This window comes from Oleiphilus sp. HI0043, assembly GCF_001634935.1.
In genome coordinates this window covers 14,309-28,933 of sequence record NZ_LWEY01001256.1, presented here as the reverse complement: position 1 = coordinate 28,933, position 14,625 = coordinate 14,309, and the positions used below count along the sequence as shown (strand labels likewise).

Annotated in this window: 13 protein-coding genes; 11 read left to right on the top strand and 2 right to left on the bottom strand. The window is 44.6% G+C overall.

Features of this window, described 5'->3' with window-relative positions; genetic code table 11:
- Nucleotides 1-25 precede the first annotated feature (25 nt).
- Nucleotides 26-421, top strand: a complete 396-nt coding sequence (fliS, locus tag A3729_RS15745; protein ID WP_068508421.1) for a flagellar export chaperone FliS — start codon at nucleotides 26-28, stop codon at nucleotides 419-421.
- A gap of 108 nt (nucleotides 422-529) precedes the next feature.
- Here fliS and rdgC read toward each other — a convergent pair whose 3' ends face one another.
- Nucleotides 530-1,462, bottom strand: a complete 933-nt coding sequence (rdgC, locus tag A3729_RS15740) for a recombination-associated protein RdgC (RefSeq protein WP_068508423.1) — start codon at nucleotides 1,460-1,462, stop codon at nucleotides 530-532.
- A gap of 126 nt (nucleotides 1,463-1,588) precedes the next feature.
- Here rdgC and A3729_RS15735 point away from each other — a divergent pair, with 126 nt between their 5' ends.
- From A3729_RS15735 to A3729_RS15725, 3 genes are read left to right on the top strand one after another with little or no spacing between them, the layout of a single operon-like run.
- Nucleotides 1,589-1,894, top strand: coding sequence for a glutaredoxin family protein (locus tag A3729_RS15735; RefSeq protein ID WP_082880485.1), 306 nt, complete (start codon nucleotides 1,589-1,591; stop codon nucleotides 1,892-1,894).
- A gap of 42 nt (nucleotides 1,895-1,936) precedes the next feature.
- On the top strand, nucleotides 1,937-2,725 hold the full coding sequence (gene yaaA, locus A3729_RS15730; RefSeq protein WP_068508425.1) for a peroxide stress protein YaaA: 789 nt from the start codon (nucleotides 1,937-1,939) through the stop codon (nucleotides 2,723-2,725).
- 16 nt (nucleotides 2,726-2,741) lie between these two features.
- Nucleotides 2,742-3,500: a 1-acyl-sn-glycerol-3-phosphate acyltransferase gene (locus A3729_RS15725; RefSeq protein ID WP_068508427.1), complete on the top strand. Its 759-nt coding sequence runs from the start codon at nucleotides 2,742-2,744 to the stop codon at nucleotides 3,498-3,500.
- A gap of 49 nt (nucleotides 3,501-3,549) precedes the next feature.
- Here the strand turns inward: A3729_RS15725 and gltA are convergent, their stop codons facing one another.
- Nucleotides 3,550-4,821 (bottom strand): citrate synthase, encoded by a 1,272-nt coding sequence (gene gltA, locus A3729_RS15720; protein WP_068508429.1) that lies wholly within the window; start codon nucleotides 4,819-4,821, stop codon nucleotides 3,550-3,552.
- 603 nt (nucleotides 4,822-5,424) lie between these two features.
- Here gltA and sdhC point away from each other — a divergent pair.
- The 7 genes from sdhC to lpdA all read left to right on the top strand — a co-directional run bounded on the left by sdhC (nucleotide 5,425) and on the right by lpdA (nucleotide 14,581).
- On the top strand, nucleotides 5,425-5,799 hold the full coding sequence (gene sdhC / locus A3729_RS15715) for a succinate dehydrogenase, cytochrome b556 subunit (RefSeq protein ID WP_068508431.1): 375 nt from the start codon (nucleotides 5,425-5,427) through the stop codon (nucleotides 5,797-5,799).
- Complete coding sequence (sdhD, locus tag A3729_RS15710) at nucleotides 5,793-6,140, top strand: succinate dehydrogenase, hydrophobic membrane anchor protein (protein ID WP_068508433.1); 348 nt, start codon at nucleotides 5,793-5,795, stop codon at nucleotides 6,138-6,140. Before sdhC ends, sdhD begins: the two co-directional genes overlap by 7 nt.
- 3 nt (nucleotides 6,141-6,143) lie before the next feature.
- Nucleotides 6,144-7,916: a succinate dehydrogenase flavoprotein subunit gene (gene sdhA / locus A3729_RS15705; RefSeq protein WP_068508435.1), complete on the top strand. Its 1,773-nt coding sequence runs from the start codon at nucleotides 6,144-6,146 to the stop codon at nucleotides 7,914-7,916.
- A gap of 15 nt (nucleotides 7,917-7,931) precedes the next feature.
- Nucleotides 7,932-8,636, top strand: a complete 705-nt coding sequence (locus tag A3729_RS15700; protein ID WP_068512317.1) for a succinate dehydrogenase iron-sulfur subunit — start codon at nucleotides 7,932-7,934, stop codon at nucleotides 8,634-8,636.
- Nucleotides 8,637-9,028: 392 nt separating this feature from the next.
- Nucleotides 9,029-11,869 (top strand): 2-oxoglutarate dehydrogenase E1 component, encoded by a 2,841-nt coding sequence (locus A3729_RS15695; RefSeq protein ID WP_068512320.1) that lies wholly within the window; start codon nucleotides 9,029-9,031, stop codon nucleotides 11,867-11,869.
- A 17-nt stretch (nucleotides 11,870-11,886) separates the two neighbouring features.
- Nucleotides 11,887-13,116, top strand: coding sequence for a 2-oxoglutarate dehydrogenase complex dihydrolipoyllysine-residue succinyltransferase (gene odhB, locus A3729_RS15690; protein ID WP_068512323.1), 1,230 nt, complete (start codon nucleotides 11,887-11,889; stop codon nucleotides 13,114-13,116).
- 25 nt (nucleotides 13,117-13,141) lie between these two features.
- Nucleotides 13,142-14,581 (top strand): dihydrolipoyl dehydrogenase, encoded by a 1,440-nt coding sequence (gene lpdA, locus A3729_RS15685; protein WP_068553414.1) that lies wholly within the window; start codon nucleotides 13,142-13,144, stop codon nucleotides 14,579-14,581.
- Nucleotides 14,582-14,625 lie beyond the last annotated feature (44 nt).

Here is a 14,625-nt window from a genome sequence, read left to right as displayed (position 1 = left end):
ACCTTAGTGATTGCAGGAGAATAATATGAATGCATTACATCAGTATCAGTCGGTTAATGCGCAGACAAGTGTTGTCGATGTAGACCGTCACCAATTAATTCAGCTTTTATTTGATGGTGCTGTTGAGCGCATTAATATGGCTAAGGCGCGCATTGCTGCGAGTGACTTTGAAGGCAAGAATCGTTTGATTAACAAGTCGATAGAGATTATATCGGGTTTGCGTAGCTTTCTAGATTTAGATAAGGGGCAGGAGGTCGCACAAAATTTATTTGATCTTTATGTCTACTGTGAGCATCGACTGTTTGAAGCTAATGTCAAAAACGATCTAGAAATGTTGGAAGAGGTGCTTTCTCACTTGAAGAAGATTCAAGGTGCCTGGTCTGGTATTCGTCAGGAAGTTATTGAAAAGGGTATTCTCTAGAGGCTTGTTCGCAAGTTTAGAGTGCTTTTTTGTTTATTGCTTTTGTATAAGAGATTGAATAGCGGCTATTGATTGCCGCTATTCCAATGTGCTCAGCGTTGCCGACAGTTAGTTCGATTCTTCGATCACTGCGCTGGTATCTTCACCGCCGAATGCTTCCAGGATCTCTGGAATTAGTTTGTCGAACTCTGCCGTCATAATGGTGAAGCCAGCGTCAAACATGCTGGCGGCATCTTCGGCGTTCATGTCGTCAAGTTGATCTTGTAGCATATCGCCAAACTTGATGCGCTTCACACTTAAATCAGAGCCTAATAATAGTGTTAGTGACTCGCGCCACTCGACAGCAAGTTTGGTGACTTCCATTCCTGATTTGATTTGTTGGTCGATCTGTTCTTGATCGAGTTCCAAGCCTTTATACTTAATAGATCCTTTCTCTTCACCTTGTGATGTAAGTTCGCATTCTAAGCCTACAGTCATAAAGCTTGGTAGGCTGCTTGGCTCGGTGACCCAGTGTGTCATGATCGAGCTTGGGGCCTGGTTAACTGCTGGTAGGCGAATAGGAAGTGAACCAATTGTTTTGCGTAAATAGCTGGTCAGTTCATCTGCCAATTTGGCTGATGAAGTGTTAATCACAAGGTAGCCTTTCGAAGGGCAAAGGTAGGCGAAATAGCGCGATGTCTTGGTGAAAGACTTAGGTAGTAAGAGGTTAGTGATTTCTTCCTTTAGCTCAGTTTTTTCTTTGCGTGTAACTTTGCGGTGCTGTTGTTCCTCGATCTCATTTACTTTCTCTTGTAATTGCTCATTGACCACAGAGCTAGGTAGAATACGCTCTTGCTTTTGAAGGCAGATCATCCAGTAATTCTGGTTAACGTGTACCAGTTGCTCGGAATGCTTTTGCAAAGGGCTGGACCAACCTAGTTGGTATATGTCGTTCGCGCCGCAGGGTTTAAATGGTGAGTCAGCAAGTTTACTTTCTAATTCTTCGCTTGATAGTTCGAAAGGTTTAGTAAAGCGATAAAACAGGATATTTTTAAACCACATAAGTATATTCAGGCCTTCAGTTAGATGTAGATATTCTTTCTTAATAAGATGTAAAGCAAAAGTATAGTATAAAATACTTTAAATAGATTGCTTAAATTATTGAAAATATTTAAAAAGAGTTTCAAATTGAACACCTGCCCAGTCTTTTATTTGTATTCGACACTTGGTTGTCACTTGTGTGATGAGGCGCTTGCGGTAGCTCAGGCCTTGCATGTGCAAATGGCTGAAAACTTTGCAGCATCGTCCTTTGATTCGGATGGAAAGCCGCTTTTTTTTAAACTGGAGTCGGTCGATATTGCAGACGATGATGCCTTAATTGATCGCTATGGCGCCAGGATACCTGTTTTGCTATCCCATGATAAATCCCTGGAGCTTGAATGGCCTTTTGATGTTCAATCACTTTATGAGTTTATGTGCCGCTGCCTTAAATAGGGTTTCGGTTTAGTCAATTTAATGAATTAGATGTGAATTAGTATGATTATTGTTGTGTCTCCTGCAAAAACGCTGGATTTCGAGTCAGCGAGTTTTAGTGATGAGTTTTCTGTGCCTGATTTTCTAGATGAATCAAAGCATCTGGTTGACGCTTTAAATAAAGTAGATTCCGCTGCGCTAATGAAGCTAATGAGTGTCAGTGAAAAGATTGCAGATTTAAATGTGCAGCGAATGAAAGATTGGACTGTTCCGTTCACGGCCCAGAATGCAAAGCAAGCTGTCTATGCCTTTAAGGGGGATGTATATACGGGGTTAGCAGTCGAGTCTATGGATAGTGCTAGTGTCGAATATCTTCAGGGAAAGTTAAGAATACTCTCGGGTTTGTATGGTATTTTGCGCCCCTTGGATTTGATGCAGCCATATCGTTTGGAAATGGGAACCAGGCTTGAAAATACACGCGGAAAGAATCTTTACGAGTTTTGGGGAGAGATGCTGACAGAGTCACTTAACCGGGAGTTAGAGGGGAGTGACGAGGTTCTCGTTAACCTAGCATCCAACGAGTATTTTAAATCAATCAAGCCTAAGTCGCTTAAGGCAAAGGTGATTACCCCTATATTCAAGGATGAGAAGAAAGGCACATACAAGATCATTAGTTTTTATGCCAAAAAAGCACGAGGCTTAATGGTCAGGTATGCTGCTGATAATAATATTCAAAGCGTTGAAGATCTAAAGGGTTTTGACTACGCGGGTTATCAATACTCAGAGAGTGAGTCCAGTGGCACTGATTGGGTCTTTACTAGAAGTGAGAGTGTAGCGGAGGCGCAGAAGTAAGGTTGTGTTTAGTGTTGTGAAGAATAGGGCGCGCCAAGGGTTGCGCTTCTCTCGTCTGCTCGCGAATTTACTCTCGGGTAGTGCTTTTATTGGTGCTTGTTATCAATTCCCGCAAGTGTCTAAAATTGACCAAAACGAGCTTAATGATTACGCTCTGTTTACCTTGTGGGTTGAGGATCTGGTTCGTTCAATGAATACGGAGGTCGTTGTCGAAGGCTCCCCCATGGAAGCAAGCGGTTTGTTTGTATCAAATCATATTTCATGGCTCGATACGATTGTTTTTAATCATCTCAGGCCTGTAGGTTTTATTGCGCGGCATGATTTGGAAGAGTGGCCTTTGCTGGGGACCTTTACCAAAAGAATGGGGTCTATTTATATTAATAGAACCAATAAATTTGAAGCGTATCGCTCAATTCCTTACCTTGAAGAGCGTTTAAGGCAAGGTGGTTCAGTGCACCTGTTTCCTGAATCAACGACCTCGGTAGGTGCAGAGGTGTTGCCGTTTTTCCCGATGTTTTATGAGGCAGCAGTTAGAGTGGGTGTGCCTGTTCAGCCAGTTGCACTAAAGTATACGGATGAATTTGGTCGGCTCTTGCCTGAGCCAGCGTTTATAGATGATGACTCGTTTATTGATACGCTTGAGCGTATTCTAAGGGTTGAAAAGGTGTATGCTCATGTCCGTTATCTGGAACCTATGGACTCAGCATCCTTATGTCGTAAGGGCTTGGCGAGGCGTACTCGGGAAATGATTGGTGCAGAATTAAAACTGATTTAGGTATAAAAAAACCCGCAAGAGCGGGTTTTTTTATACCTTAGCTTTGCGCTTAGGCAGGGTAGTCGCGCTTGTCGTGACCAGTATAAAGCTGGCGTGGACGACCAATGCGGTAGTTTTCACTAACCATTTCGTTCCAGTGTGAGAACCAACCAATAGTTCGAGACATTGCGAAGATAACGGTAAACATTGACTCAGGAATACCGATAGCTTTCAAAATGATACCCGAGTAGAAGTCTACGTTTGGATATAGCTTTCTTGCAACAAAGTACTCATCTTCTAGTGCTATCTGCTCAAGGCGACGCGCGATCTTCAATAGAGGATCATTCTCAAGGCCTAGTGCACCAAGAACTTCTTCGCATGTTTCGCGCATAACTTTGGCGCGAGGGTCGAAGTTTTTGTATACGCGGTGACCGAAGCCCATCAGACGGAATGGGTCGTTCTTGTCTTTCGCTTTGGCTACGTATTCATCGATCCGAGATACGTCACCGATTTCGTTAAGCATTGTTAGTACAGCTTCGTTTGCGCCGCCGTGAGCAGGGCCCCAAAGTGCAGCGATGCCAGAAGCGATACAAGCAAATGGGTTGGCGCCAGTTGAGCCAGCTAGGCGGACAGTTGATGTTGATGCATTCTGCTCATGGTCAGCATGAAGCATGAAGATCTTATCCATTGCCTTTGAGATGGCTGGGTCAAACTTAACATCGCCAGCTGGCGTGCTGAACATCATGTGCAGGAAGTTTTCTGCATAATCCAAGTCATTGTTTGGATACATGAAAGGCTGGCCGATTGAGTACTTGTAGCACATCGCTGCAATAGTCGGCATTTTAGCTACAAGGCGGAAGCCTGCTATTTCACGGTGTTCTTCGTCAGAGATGTCCATCGTATCGTGGTAGAACGCTGAAAGAGCACCAACGACGCCGCACATGATCGCCATCGGGTGAGCGTCTCTTCGGAAGCCCTTAAAGAATTGGTTAACTTGATCGTGAACCATTGTGTGGTTGCGAACAGTTTTTCTGAAATGTTCGTTTTCTTCTGCTGTCGGAAGTTCTCCGTGCAAAAGTAGGTGGCATAGTTCAAGGTAGTCTGAATTTTCAGCTAGCTGTTCTATTGGGTAGCCTCTGTGAAGAAGTACACCTTTGCCGCCATCAATGTAGGTGATTTTAGATTCGCATGCCGCAGTGGACACGAATCCAGGGTCATAAGTAAAGACACCTTCTGATACTAGGCCTCGTACATCTATTACATCTGGGCCGACAGAGCCAGAATAAATTGGTAAATCGATGGTTTTCCCATCAACCGATAACTGAGCTTTTTTATCAGTCATGGTGCTCTCCTGTTGCTGAGATAGAGTAAGCCAAGCGTAGCTGCTGCTTAATAGGTAAAAAGCTTGCGGCCAGTTGGCGACTTAAAAGTTTGCGCATTATGCCAAATAGAATGACTATAGTCACGTCTCTGTAATGTGCCAATGTAGATGAAAAAAAAATCAAAGAAAGTTTCGGCTTTTTGGGTGGGTGAAATTTGCACGGCTGTGGCGCGGAAATATCTAATAAAAGCTAATTTGGTGCAAAGTGGGTATGAAAACTAAGAAAAAAAGCTTGATATGGTGCCAGAGCTGCCTAAGGCGGGGCTACTATGTTGCTGAAATATTATTGTCAAATACAAGAAAATTTATAATGGCCAAATAATGCCGTTATTTTTGTTCGTGGTTTGTATTTCGCGGCCTTAATCCCTATAATCCGTCAGCAAAATTAGGTGGTGGCCTATTTCACGTTTTGTTTCGGATAATCTTTATTGTAGATTTTCGGGCGGCAAGGCTGAATAGCGTTGAAACATCTTATTATAAAAAGGTTGCAAGGGTTGGCGAATCTTTAGAGACGCCTTCCTTTGTTTAAATTAGCTCATGCCAACTTGAGAGAGTATATGTGCTGTGAAAGATAAACGACCTGTAAATCTCGATCTAACTCAATTTAGTTTTCCTCTGCCTGCGCTAACGTCAATTGTGCACCGTGTTACCGGTGTGGCCTTGTTCGTTGGTGTGGCAATTCTTATGTATGTCCTTGAACTTTCGCTCTCGAGCGAAGACGGTTTTAACGCCGCTAAAGAGTGTCTGGACGGTGCTTTTGTTACTTTGATTATGTGGGGCTTGGTTTCTGCGCTTCTTTATCACTTGGTAGCGGGAATTAAACATTTATTAATGGACTGTGGTATTGGTGAAACGCTTGAAGCTGGCCAGTTCGGTGCCAAAGTTGTTATAGCAGTGTCAGTTGTACTTATCTTATTGGCAGGAGTTTGGTTATGGTAGCAAGTGTTACTAGTTTTGGTCGTAGTGGACTCTATGATTGGATGATTCAGCGTGTTACAGCGGTTGTGTTGGCTGCTTACACGGTATTTATTCTGGGTTATCTAGTGCTAAACCCTGACTTGACATACATGCAGTGGAGTGAGCTGTTTAGTCAAACTTGTGTCAGAGTATTTTCTTTACTTGCTTTGTTATCTTTGGGTGCTCACGCTTGGATCGGTTTGTGGACGGTGTCTACAGACTATCTAAAAGCAATGGTATTCAGGTTTATTTTTCAAGCTGGTTGTGGCCTGGTCATGTTCGTTTACGTGGTCTGGGGTGTTCAGATTCTTTGGGGGCTGTAAGAAATGTCTAAATTAAGAACGCTTAATTATGATGCAATAGTTATTGGTGGTGGCGGTGCTGGTATGCGCGCAGCACTTCAATTGACAGAATCCGGCATCAAAACAGCTTGTATTACTAAAGTATTCCCAACTCGTTCTCACACGGTTTCTGCTCAAGGTGGTATAACTTGTGCGATCGCAAGTGCGGATCCAAATGATGATTGGCGCTGGCACATGTATGACACTGTTAAAGGGTCAGACTATATCGGTGATCAGGACGCAATTGAATATATGTGTTCAGTTGGCCCTCAGGCTGTATTTGAATTGGATCATATGGGTTTGCCTTTCTCGCGAACTGAAGCAGGTCGTATCTACCAGCGCCCGTTTGGTGGCCAGTCTAAAGGGCCGGATAATCCGACTCAGGCTGCACGTACTTGTGCTGCTGCTGACCGTACAGGTCACGCACTATTGCACGCACTATACCAGGGCAACTTGAAGGGCGGCACTACCTTTCTTAATGAATGGTATGCAGTCGATTTGGTGAAAAACCAAAAAGGTGCAGTGGTTGGTGTCATTGCTATCTGTATTGAAACAGGTGAGCGTGTATACGTTAAGGCTAAGGCAACTGTTATGGCGACGGGTGGTGCTGGTCGTATTTATCAGTCGACTACTAACGCTTTGATTAATACTGGTGACGGTATGGGGATGGCGCTTCGCGCTGGCTTCCCAGCGCAGGATATGGAAATGTGGCAGTTCCACCCAACAGGTATCGCTGGAGCGGGTACACTGGTAACAGAAGGTTGTCGTGGTGAAGGTGGTTACCTGATCAATGGCGAAGGCGAACGTTTCATGGAACGTTACGCACCTAACGCTAAAGATCTTGCTGGTCGTGACGTTGTTGCGCGTTCAATGGTTATGGAAATACTAGAAGGCCGTGGTTGTGGTCCAAATAAAGATCACGTTATGTTGAAGTTGGACCATTTGGGTGAAGAAACCTTGAATGCCAAGCTTCCAGGTATTCTTGAATTGTCACGTACATTTGCTCACGTTGATCCGGTTAAGGTACCAATTCCGGTTGTACCAACTTGTCACTATATGATGGGTGGTATTCCGACTAATATCGGTGGTCAGGCACTAACGCAGGATGCTGAAGGTAACGATCACGTTATCGAAGGTCTATATGCTTGTGGTGAAGCTGCTTGTGTATCAGTTCATGGTGCAAATCGTCTTGGTGGTAACTCGCTACTTGATTTGGTTGTATTTGGTCGTGCTGCCGGTTTGCAGATTGAGAAATCTTTGCGCGAAGGTTTTGCAACTGATGATGCAACAGAGGCTGATATCGAAGCCGCATTAAGTCGTTTGGATCGTTTGGATAATACGACTGGCGGTGAAAGTGTTGCTAAGGTTCGAGAAGATTTGCAAAGCACGATGCAGCTTTACTTTGGCGTTTTCCGTGAAGGTGAGACCATGCAGAAAGGTCTTAAGATGCTCGACGAAATAGGTGAGAGAGTTAAGAATACTCATCTTGAAGATAAGAGCGCTGCTTTCAATACTGCTCGTATCGAAGCGCTTGAGCTGGATAACTTGTTCGAAGTTGCTTACGCAACAGCTGTAGCTGCAGAAGGACGTAAAGAAAGTCGTGGTGCTCATGCTCGTAATGATTTTACTGAGCGTGATGATGAAAACTGGTTGAAACACTCAATGTACTTCCCTCTAGAGAAGCGCGTTGGTAAGCGTGATGTTAATTTCTCGCCTAAGACCGTTGATGCGTTCCCACCAAAAGTACGCTCTTACTAAGGGGAGATTTGGAAGATGTTAGTAAGTTTATATCGCTATAATCCTGAACAAGACACTGCACCCTATATGCAGGATGTTGAGTTACAGATCCCTGAAGGGAAAGATTTGATGGTTCTTGATGTCCTGGGCTTGCTTAAGGAAAAAGATCCATCACTGGCTTACCGCCGCTCTTGTCGTGAAGGTGTTTGTGGTTCAGATGGTTTGAACATGAATGGTAAGAATGGATTGGCTTGTATTACACCTCTTTCAGAAGTTGTGAAGGGTAACAAGTTAATCATTCGTCCTTTGCCGGGCTTGCCGGTTATTCGTGACTTGGTTGTAGATATGTCTATGTTCTACAAGCAATACGAGAAAATTAAGCCATTCTTGATTAATGATACGCCAGCACCTGCTATTGAGCGTATACAGACGCCTCAAGATCGTGAAAAGCTGGATGGATTGTATGAATGTATCTTATGTGCTTGTTGTTCAACAGCTTGCCCATCATTCTGGTGGAATCCTGACAAGTTTGTCGGGCCATCAGGTTTGTTACAGGCATACAGATTTTTGGCTGACTCACGTGATACTGCTACGGCAGAGCGTTTAGCTGATTTGGATGACCCTTTCAGTGTTTTCCGTTGTCGGGGTATCATGAACTGCGTTAGCGTTTGTCCTAAGGGGCTTAATCCAACGCGAGCTATTGGTCATATTAGAAATATGTTGTTGCAGCGCTCAACTTAATAGTGCTGAAGACGGTAGTGGTCAGGGTAGACTTTCTGCCGTCGAGACATAATCAATTGCAATAATCTGCAAGTTTTGAATTTATGTCTATAATCAAGTGATGAATCCTTTCAGACCTAGTGCTTTAGCCTAGGTCTGAAAACTTAGGAAACTGTAAAGTAAGCCCAAAAAGCCGAATTTGCAGTTCGCTGAGAAATAATAACCACTGGGGAATCGGGTAACACCCGTATTATCTTTGAGGCAGCAGTCATCCGAGCCTGTTATGTAGGGCGTTACAAGGCGAAATCGCTTTTTATCGTTAGGCTACGTATAGGTATCTTAGAGATACATATTGGCCGCCAATAAGATAGTGCCTGGTATTCGCATTTACTGCTAACTAAGGCGAGCTTTTAATGCAAGAAAGCATCATGGAACAACTCTGGCGGACATCTCACTTGTCTGGCGGAAATTTAGTATACGTTGAACAGCTGTACGACGCTTATTTGGCTGATCCTAACAGCGTCTCTGAAGAATGGCGAAGCTACTTTGACCAACTCCCAAGAGTTAATGGTCATGCTAAGAAAGACATCCCTCATTCGACCATTCGTGAACAGTTTCTCCACCTTTCCAAAAACAAATACGCAAGTCACGAACTGACTACTCCCGCAAGCGCAACCTCTGAGCACGATAAGAAGCAAGTTAAAGTCGCTCAATTGATTAACTCCTATCGAATTCGTGGCCACCAGGCAGCAAAGCTTGATCCCTTAGGTTTGATGGAGCGGGTTGATGTTCCTGATTTGGAGCTTGAATATCACGGTTTGAGCGAGGCCGACCTGGATACCGAATTTCAGATTGGTAACTTGGTCTTCGGTTCCGATGAGTTGAGTCTTCGAGAGATTGTTAACGGACTGAAAGAAACCTATTGCTCATCGCTTGGCGCTGAGTACATGCATATCGTAGACACAGATATTCGTACATGGTTTCAAGAGCGTATTGAGTCAGTAAAAGGTAAGCCCAATTACGAATTTGATACGCGCTACCATCTGCTAGAGCGTTTAACAGCAGCAGAAGGCTTAGAAAAATATCTTGGCTCTCGTTACCCAGGTACCAAACGCTTTGGCTTGGAGGGTGGTGAAAGTCTGATCCCGATGATGGATGAGCTGATTCAGCGTGCCGGTGGTTATGGTGCTAAAGAAATCGTTATAGGTATGGCTCACCGTGGTCGCCTAAACGTTTTGGTGAATACGCTTGGTAAAAACCCGAAAGACTTGTTCGATGAGTTTGACGGTAAAAAACTCCATGATATTGGTTCCGGTGACGTTAAATACCACCAGGGCTTTTCATCGAATGTGATGACGCCAGGTGGCGAAGTGCATCTAGCCTTATCGTTTAACCCCTCACATCTTGAGATTGTTTCTCCGGTTGTTGAAGGCTCGGTTCGAGCGCGCCAGGGTAGAAGGGAAGATGAGCGTCGGGATTCTGTCGTACCTATTATCATGCATGGCGATGCTGCGTTTGCAGGTCAGGGCGTGGTGATGGAAACCTTCCAGATGTCACAAACTCGTGGTTATGGTACGGGTGGTTCCGTACATATTATTATTAATAACCAGGTTGGCTTTACCACCAATAAGCGTGAAGACACGCGCTCAACAGAGTATTGTACCGACGTTGCAAAGATGATCGAAGCGCCAATCTTGCATGTAAATGGTGATGACCCCGAAGCTGTTTTGTTTGCTACTCAGGTTGCAATTGATTTCCGCAATCAGTTTAAGAAAGATGTCGTTATTGACTTGTTCTGCTATCGCCGTCGTGGTCATAACGAGGCGGATGAGCCTTCGGGCACGCAGCCATTAATGTATCAAGTGATCAAGAGCTTGAAGACAACTCGTTCTATCTACTCTGAGCGCTTACTTGAAGAGCAGGTGATCTCACAAGAACAGTCTAAAAAGCTTGAAAATGACTACCGTTCAGCACTAGAGAACGGTGATCATGTTACCAAGAGTTTGGTTCTGGAACCGAATAAGTCTATGTATGTTGACTGGACGCCATTCATTGGCCATGAGTGGACAGCTAAGGCTAAGACTTCGGTCAATGCCAAAACCTTGCAGCGTTTAGGTAAAAAGCTAGGTGCGATACATGAAGGCTTTCCTATTCAGAAGCAGGTTCAGAAGATCATTGAAGATCGAAATAAAATGAATCAGGGCGCAATGCCGCTGAACTGGGGTTATGGCGAGGTAATGGCTTATGCTAGTTTGCTAGCAGAAGGTCATGAAATTCGTATCTCAGGTCAAGATGTTGGTCGCGGTACCTTCTCTCATCGTCATGTTGTTTTACACAACCAGACAGATGGATCGACTTATGTGCCTTTGCAGAATATCAAAGAAGATCAGCCTAAGTGCGAGATTATCGACTCCTTGTTATCGGAAGAGGCGGTTCTTGCCTTTGAATATGGTTTTGCAACGACCAACCCTGGTGCACTCGTAGTTTGGGAAGCTCAGTTTGGTGACTTCGCAAACGGCGCACAAGTTGTTATTGACCAGTTTATTACCAGTGGTGAGTTAAAGTGGGGGCGCCTATGTGGCCTAACCATGCTACTACCTCACGGTTATGAAGGTCAGGGTCCTGAACACTCCTCCGCTCGCTTGGAACGCTACTTGCAGTTGTGTGCTGAGCATAATATCCAGGTTTGTGTGCCAACTACGCCAGCACAGGTGTTCCATATGCTTCGTCGTCAGGTTAAACGACCTTTGAGGAAGCCTCTGATCGCCATTACGCCGAAGAGTTTACTTCGTCACAAAGAAGCTACCTCAACGCTTGATGATTTGAGCTCAGGTACATTCCAGACAGTTATTGGCGATAGCTATGTTGATGATGTTCGCAATATAAAACGCGTCATTATGTGTAGCGGTAAGGTTTATTATGACCTGTTGAATTTCCAACAGCATAATGAAATTACTGATACTGCGGTGATTCGTATCGAGCAATTGTATCCGTTCCCTGGGGATGATCTTAAGGCCATCTTGGAACAGTACCCGAAAGCAAGTGATGTTGTTTGGTGTCAGGAAGAGCCCCAAAATCAGGGTGCATGGTATCCAACGCAGCATAGAATGCGTCGAGTGCTCAAAGAAATTGATGAAAAAATATATTTAAGATACGCCGGACGTAAAAGCTCCGCTGCTCCTGCTGCAGGCTATATTTCGGTACATGTTGAAGAACAAAATGCGCTAGTTAACCAAGCGTTTGATGTTGAATAGTTTAATAAGGATTGGAAATGTCTACAGAAATTAAAGCCCCAACCTTCCCAGAGTCAGTCGCGGATGGAACAGTTGCCACTTGGCATAAGCAAGCTGGAGAGCAGGTATCGCGTGATGAACTCATCGTCGATATAGAAACTGATAAAGTCGTTCTTGAAGTCGTTGCGCCAGATGATGGTGTGATTGAATCTATTTTAAAGCAAGAGGGCGATATTGTCCTAAGTGGCGAAGTCATCGGTAAGTTTACAGCTGGCGCAAGCGGTACAAGTGCCGCAGCACCCGCAGCTGAAGCGGCTCCGGCGGCGACTGAAGAGTCGGCCCCTGCTGCCGAAGTTATCATGAGCCCGGCTGCTAAAAAATTGGTGCAAGAAAATAGTCTTGATCCGTCAGCTATTGCAGCAAGTGGTAAAGACGGTCGTTTGACAAAAGAGGATGTTGTTGCGCACCTTGCAACTGCTACTAGTGCACCTGCTCCGGCCGCTGCTGCGCCAGCTAGTAAGCCAGTATCGGCCCCTGCTGCGCCAGTAGCGCTTGATCTTGGCGCTCGCGCTGAAAAACGAGTGCCTATGACTCGCTTAAGAGCAAGCATTGCACGTCGATTGTTGGATGCAAGTCAAAATACTGCCATGTTGACCACCTTTAATGAGGTTAACATGAAGCCCTTAATGGATCTTAGAAAACAATATAAAGAGTTGTTTGAGAAGAAGCATGATGGCACTAAGCTTGGTTTCATGTCCTTATTCGTTAAAGCAGCTGCTGAAGCCTTGAAGCGCTTCCCGGCAGTTAATGCGTCAATCGATGGTGATGAAATTGTTTATCATGGTTATCAGGATATTGGTGTAGCGGTATCAAGTGATAAAGGCCTGGTAGTACCAGTCTTACGCGATGCAGATGGTATGAGCTTGGCAACAATTGAAGGATCAATCAAAGAGTATGGTCAAAAAGCCCGTAACGGTAAGCTCTCTATTGAAGAAATGACAGGCGGTACTTTCACTATTTCTAACGGTGGTGTATTCGGTTCCTTGATGTCTACGCCAATCTTGAATCCGCCTCAAACGGCGATTTTGGGTATGCATAAGATTCAAGAGAGACCTATGGCTGTTAATGGTGAGGTTGTGATCTTGCCGATGATGTACCTTGCTTTGTCTTATGACCATCGAATGATTGATGGTAAAGAAGCTGTTCAGTTCCTGGTTGCGATCAAGGAAATGATTGAAGATCCAGCTAGAATTCTTCTAGAAATTTAAGTCGAGAACCGGGAGATAAATATAAATGTCAAATAAGTATGATGTAATCGTAATTGGTTCTGGTCCGGCTGGATATGTTGCTGCAATTCGTTGTGGTCAGCTTGGCTTAAAGACTGCGTGTGTTGAAAAGTGGACATCTGAGACAGGTAAGCAGATTCTTGGTGGTACCTGTTTGAACGTGGGTTGTATCCCTTCAAAAGCCTTGCTTGAGTCTTCACATAAGTATGAAGAGGCGAAGCATGATTTTGACGTGCACGGTATTGGCCTGGACGATTTGAAGATTGACGTGCCTAAGATGATTGGCCGTAAAGATACGATTGTTAAGAATTTAACAGGTGGTATTGCATCTTTGTTCAAAGCAAATGGTGTAACGTCGATTCAAGGTACGGGTAAATTGCTTGCGGGTAAGCAGGTTGAAGTAACGGATGCCAAGGGTGGTGTTACTGTTTACGATGCTGACAATGTGATTCTTGCAACAGGTTCAACACCTGTAGAGATTCCGCCAGCACCTTTAACTGAAGGCCATATCGTTGATTCAACTGGTGCGCTGAACTTTGATGAAGTTCCTAAGCGTTTGGGCGTGATCGGGGCAGGTGTTATCGGCCTTGAATTGGGTAGTGTATGGGCGCGCTTGGGTTCTGAAGTAACGGTCCTCGAAGCTCAAGATACCTTCTTAAGTTCTGTTGATCAGCAAATTGCAAAAGAAGCGCTTAAGCAATTTAAGAAGCAGGGCTTGGATATTAAATTAAAGGCGCGTGTTAATGGTACCGATATCAAGCGCGGCCTCGTAAACGTTAGCTATGAAGATACCAAAGGTGCGCAAGAACTTAAGGTTGATAAGTTGATAGTCGCTGTCGGTCGCCGACCAGTAACAGAAGACTTGTTAGCGGCTGATAGCGGTGTAAACCTCGATGAGCGCGGATTTATCTTCGTAGATGACCATTGTAATACAGGCGTTCCGGGTGTTTATGCCGTAGGCGATGTTGTACGTGGTCCAATGCTAGCGCATAAAGGCTCTGAAGAGGGGGTTATGGTTGCTGAGCGTATTGCTGGTCAAAAGACTGAAGTTAATTACGATACGATTCCCGGGGTTATCTATACCAACCCTGAAATCTCTTGGGTTGGACGTACTGAAGAGCAGCTAAAGGCTGACGGTGTTGAGTATAACGTTGGTACTTGTCCGTTTGCTGCAAATGGCCGTGCAATGGCAGCGAATAACACTGCAGGTATGGTTAAGGTATTAGCAGATGCTAAGACGGACAGAGTACTTGGTGTTCATATGATAGGTGGCAGTACTTCTGAGCTAATTGCGCAAGCGGTTATCGCGATGGAGTTTGGTTCTAGCGCTGAAGACCTTGGTTTGACAATGTTTGCTCACCCAACATTGTCAGAAACGGTCCATGAAGCTGCATTAGCTGTTGGTGGTCATGCGATTCATATTGCAAATAGAAAGAAACGTAAATAAATAATAACGCATATTCCCCGCATTATTTCAATAGATAAGCGGGG

What these genes read in the sequence shown, in the direction of transcription:
- fliS (WP_068508421.1), top strand. Translation starts at nt 26, where the DNA reads ATGAATGCATTACATCAGTATCAGTCGGTTAATGCGCAGACAAGTGTT.
- rdgC (WP_068508423.1), bottom strand. Translation starts at nt 1,462, where the DNA reads ATGTGGTTTAAAAATATCCTGTTTTATCGCTTTACTAAACCTTTCGAA.
- yaaA (WP_068508425.1), top strand. Translation starts at nt 1,937, where the DNA reads ATGATTATTGTTGTGTCTCCTGCAAAAACGCTGGATTTCGAGTCAGCG.
- gltA (WP_068508429.1), bottom strand. Translation starts at nt 4,821, where the DNA reads ATGACTGATAAAAAAGCTCAGTTATCGGTTGATGGGAAAACCATCGAT.
- sdhD (WP_068508433.1), top strand. Translation starts at nt 5,793, where the DNA reads ATGGTAGCAAGTGTTACTAGTTTTGGTCGTAGTGGACTCTATGATTGG.
- sdhA (WP_068508435.1), top strand. Translation starts at nt 6,144, where the DNA reads ATGTCTAAATTAAGAACGCTTAATTATGATGCAATAGTTATTGGTGGT.
- A3729_RS15700 (WP_068512317.1), top strand. Translation starts at nt 7,932, where the DNA reads ATGTTAGTAAGTTTATATCGCTATAATCCTGAACAAGACACTGCACCC.
- A3729_RS15695 (WP_068512320.1), top strand. Translation starts at nt 9,029, where the DNA reads ATGCAAGAAAGCATCATGGAACAACTCTGGCGGACATCTCACTTGTCT.
- odhB (WP_068512323.1), top strand. Translation starts at nt 11,887, where the DNA reads ATGTCTACAGAAATTAAAGCCCCAACCTTCCCAGAGTCAGTCGCGGAT.
- lpdA (WP_068553414.1), top strand. Translation starts at nt 13,142, where the DNA reads ATGTCAAATAAGTATGATGTAATCGTAATTGGTTCTGGTCCGGCTGGA.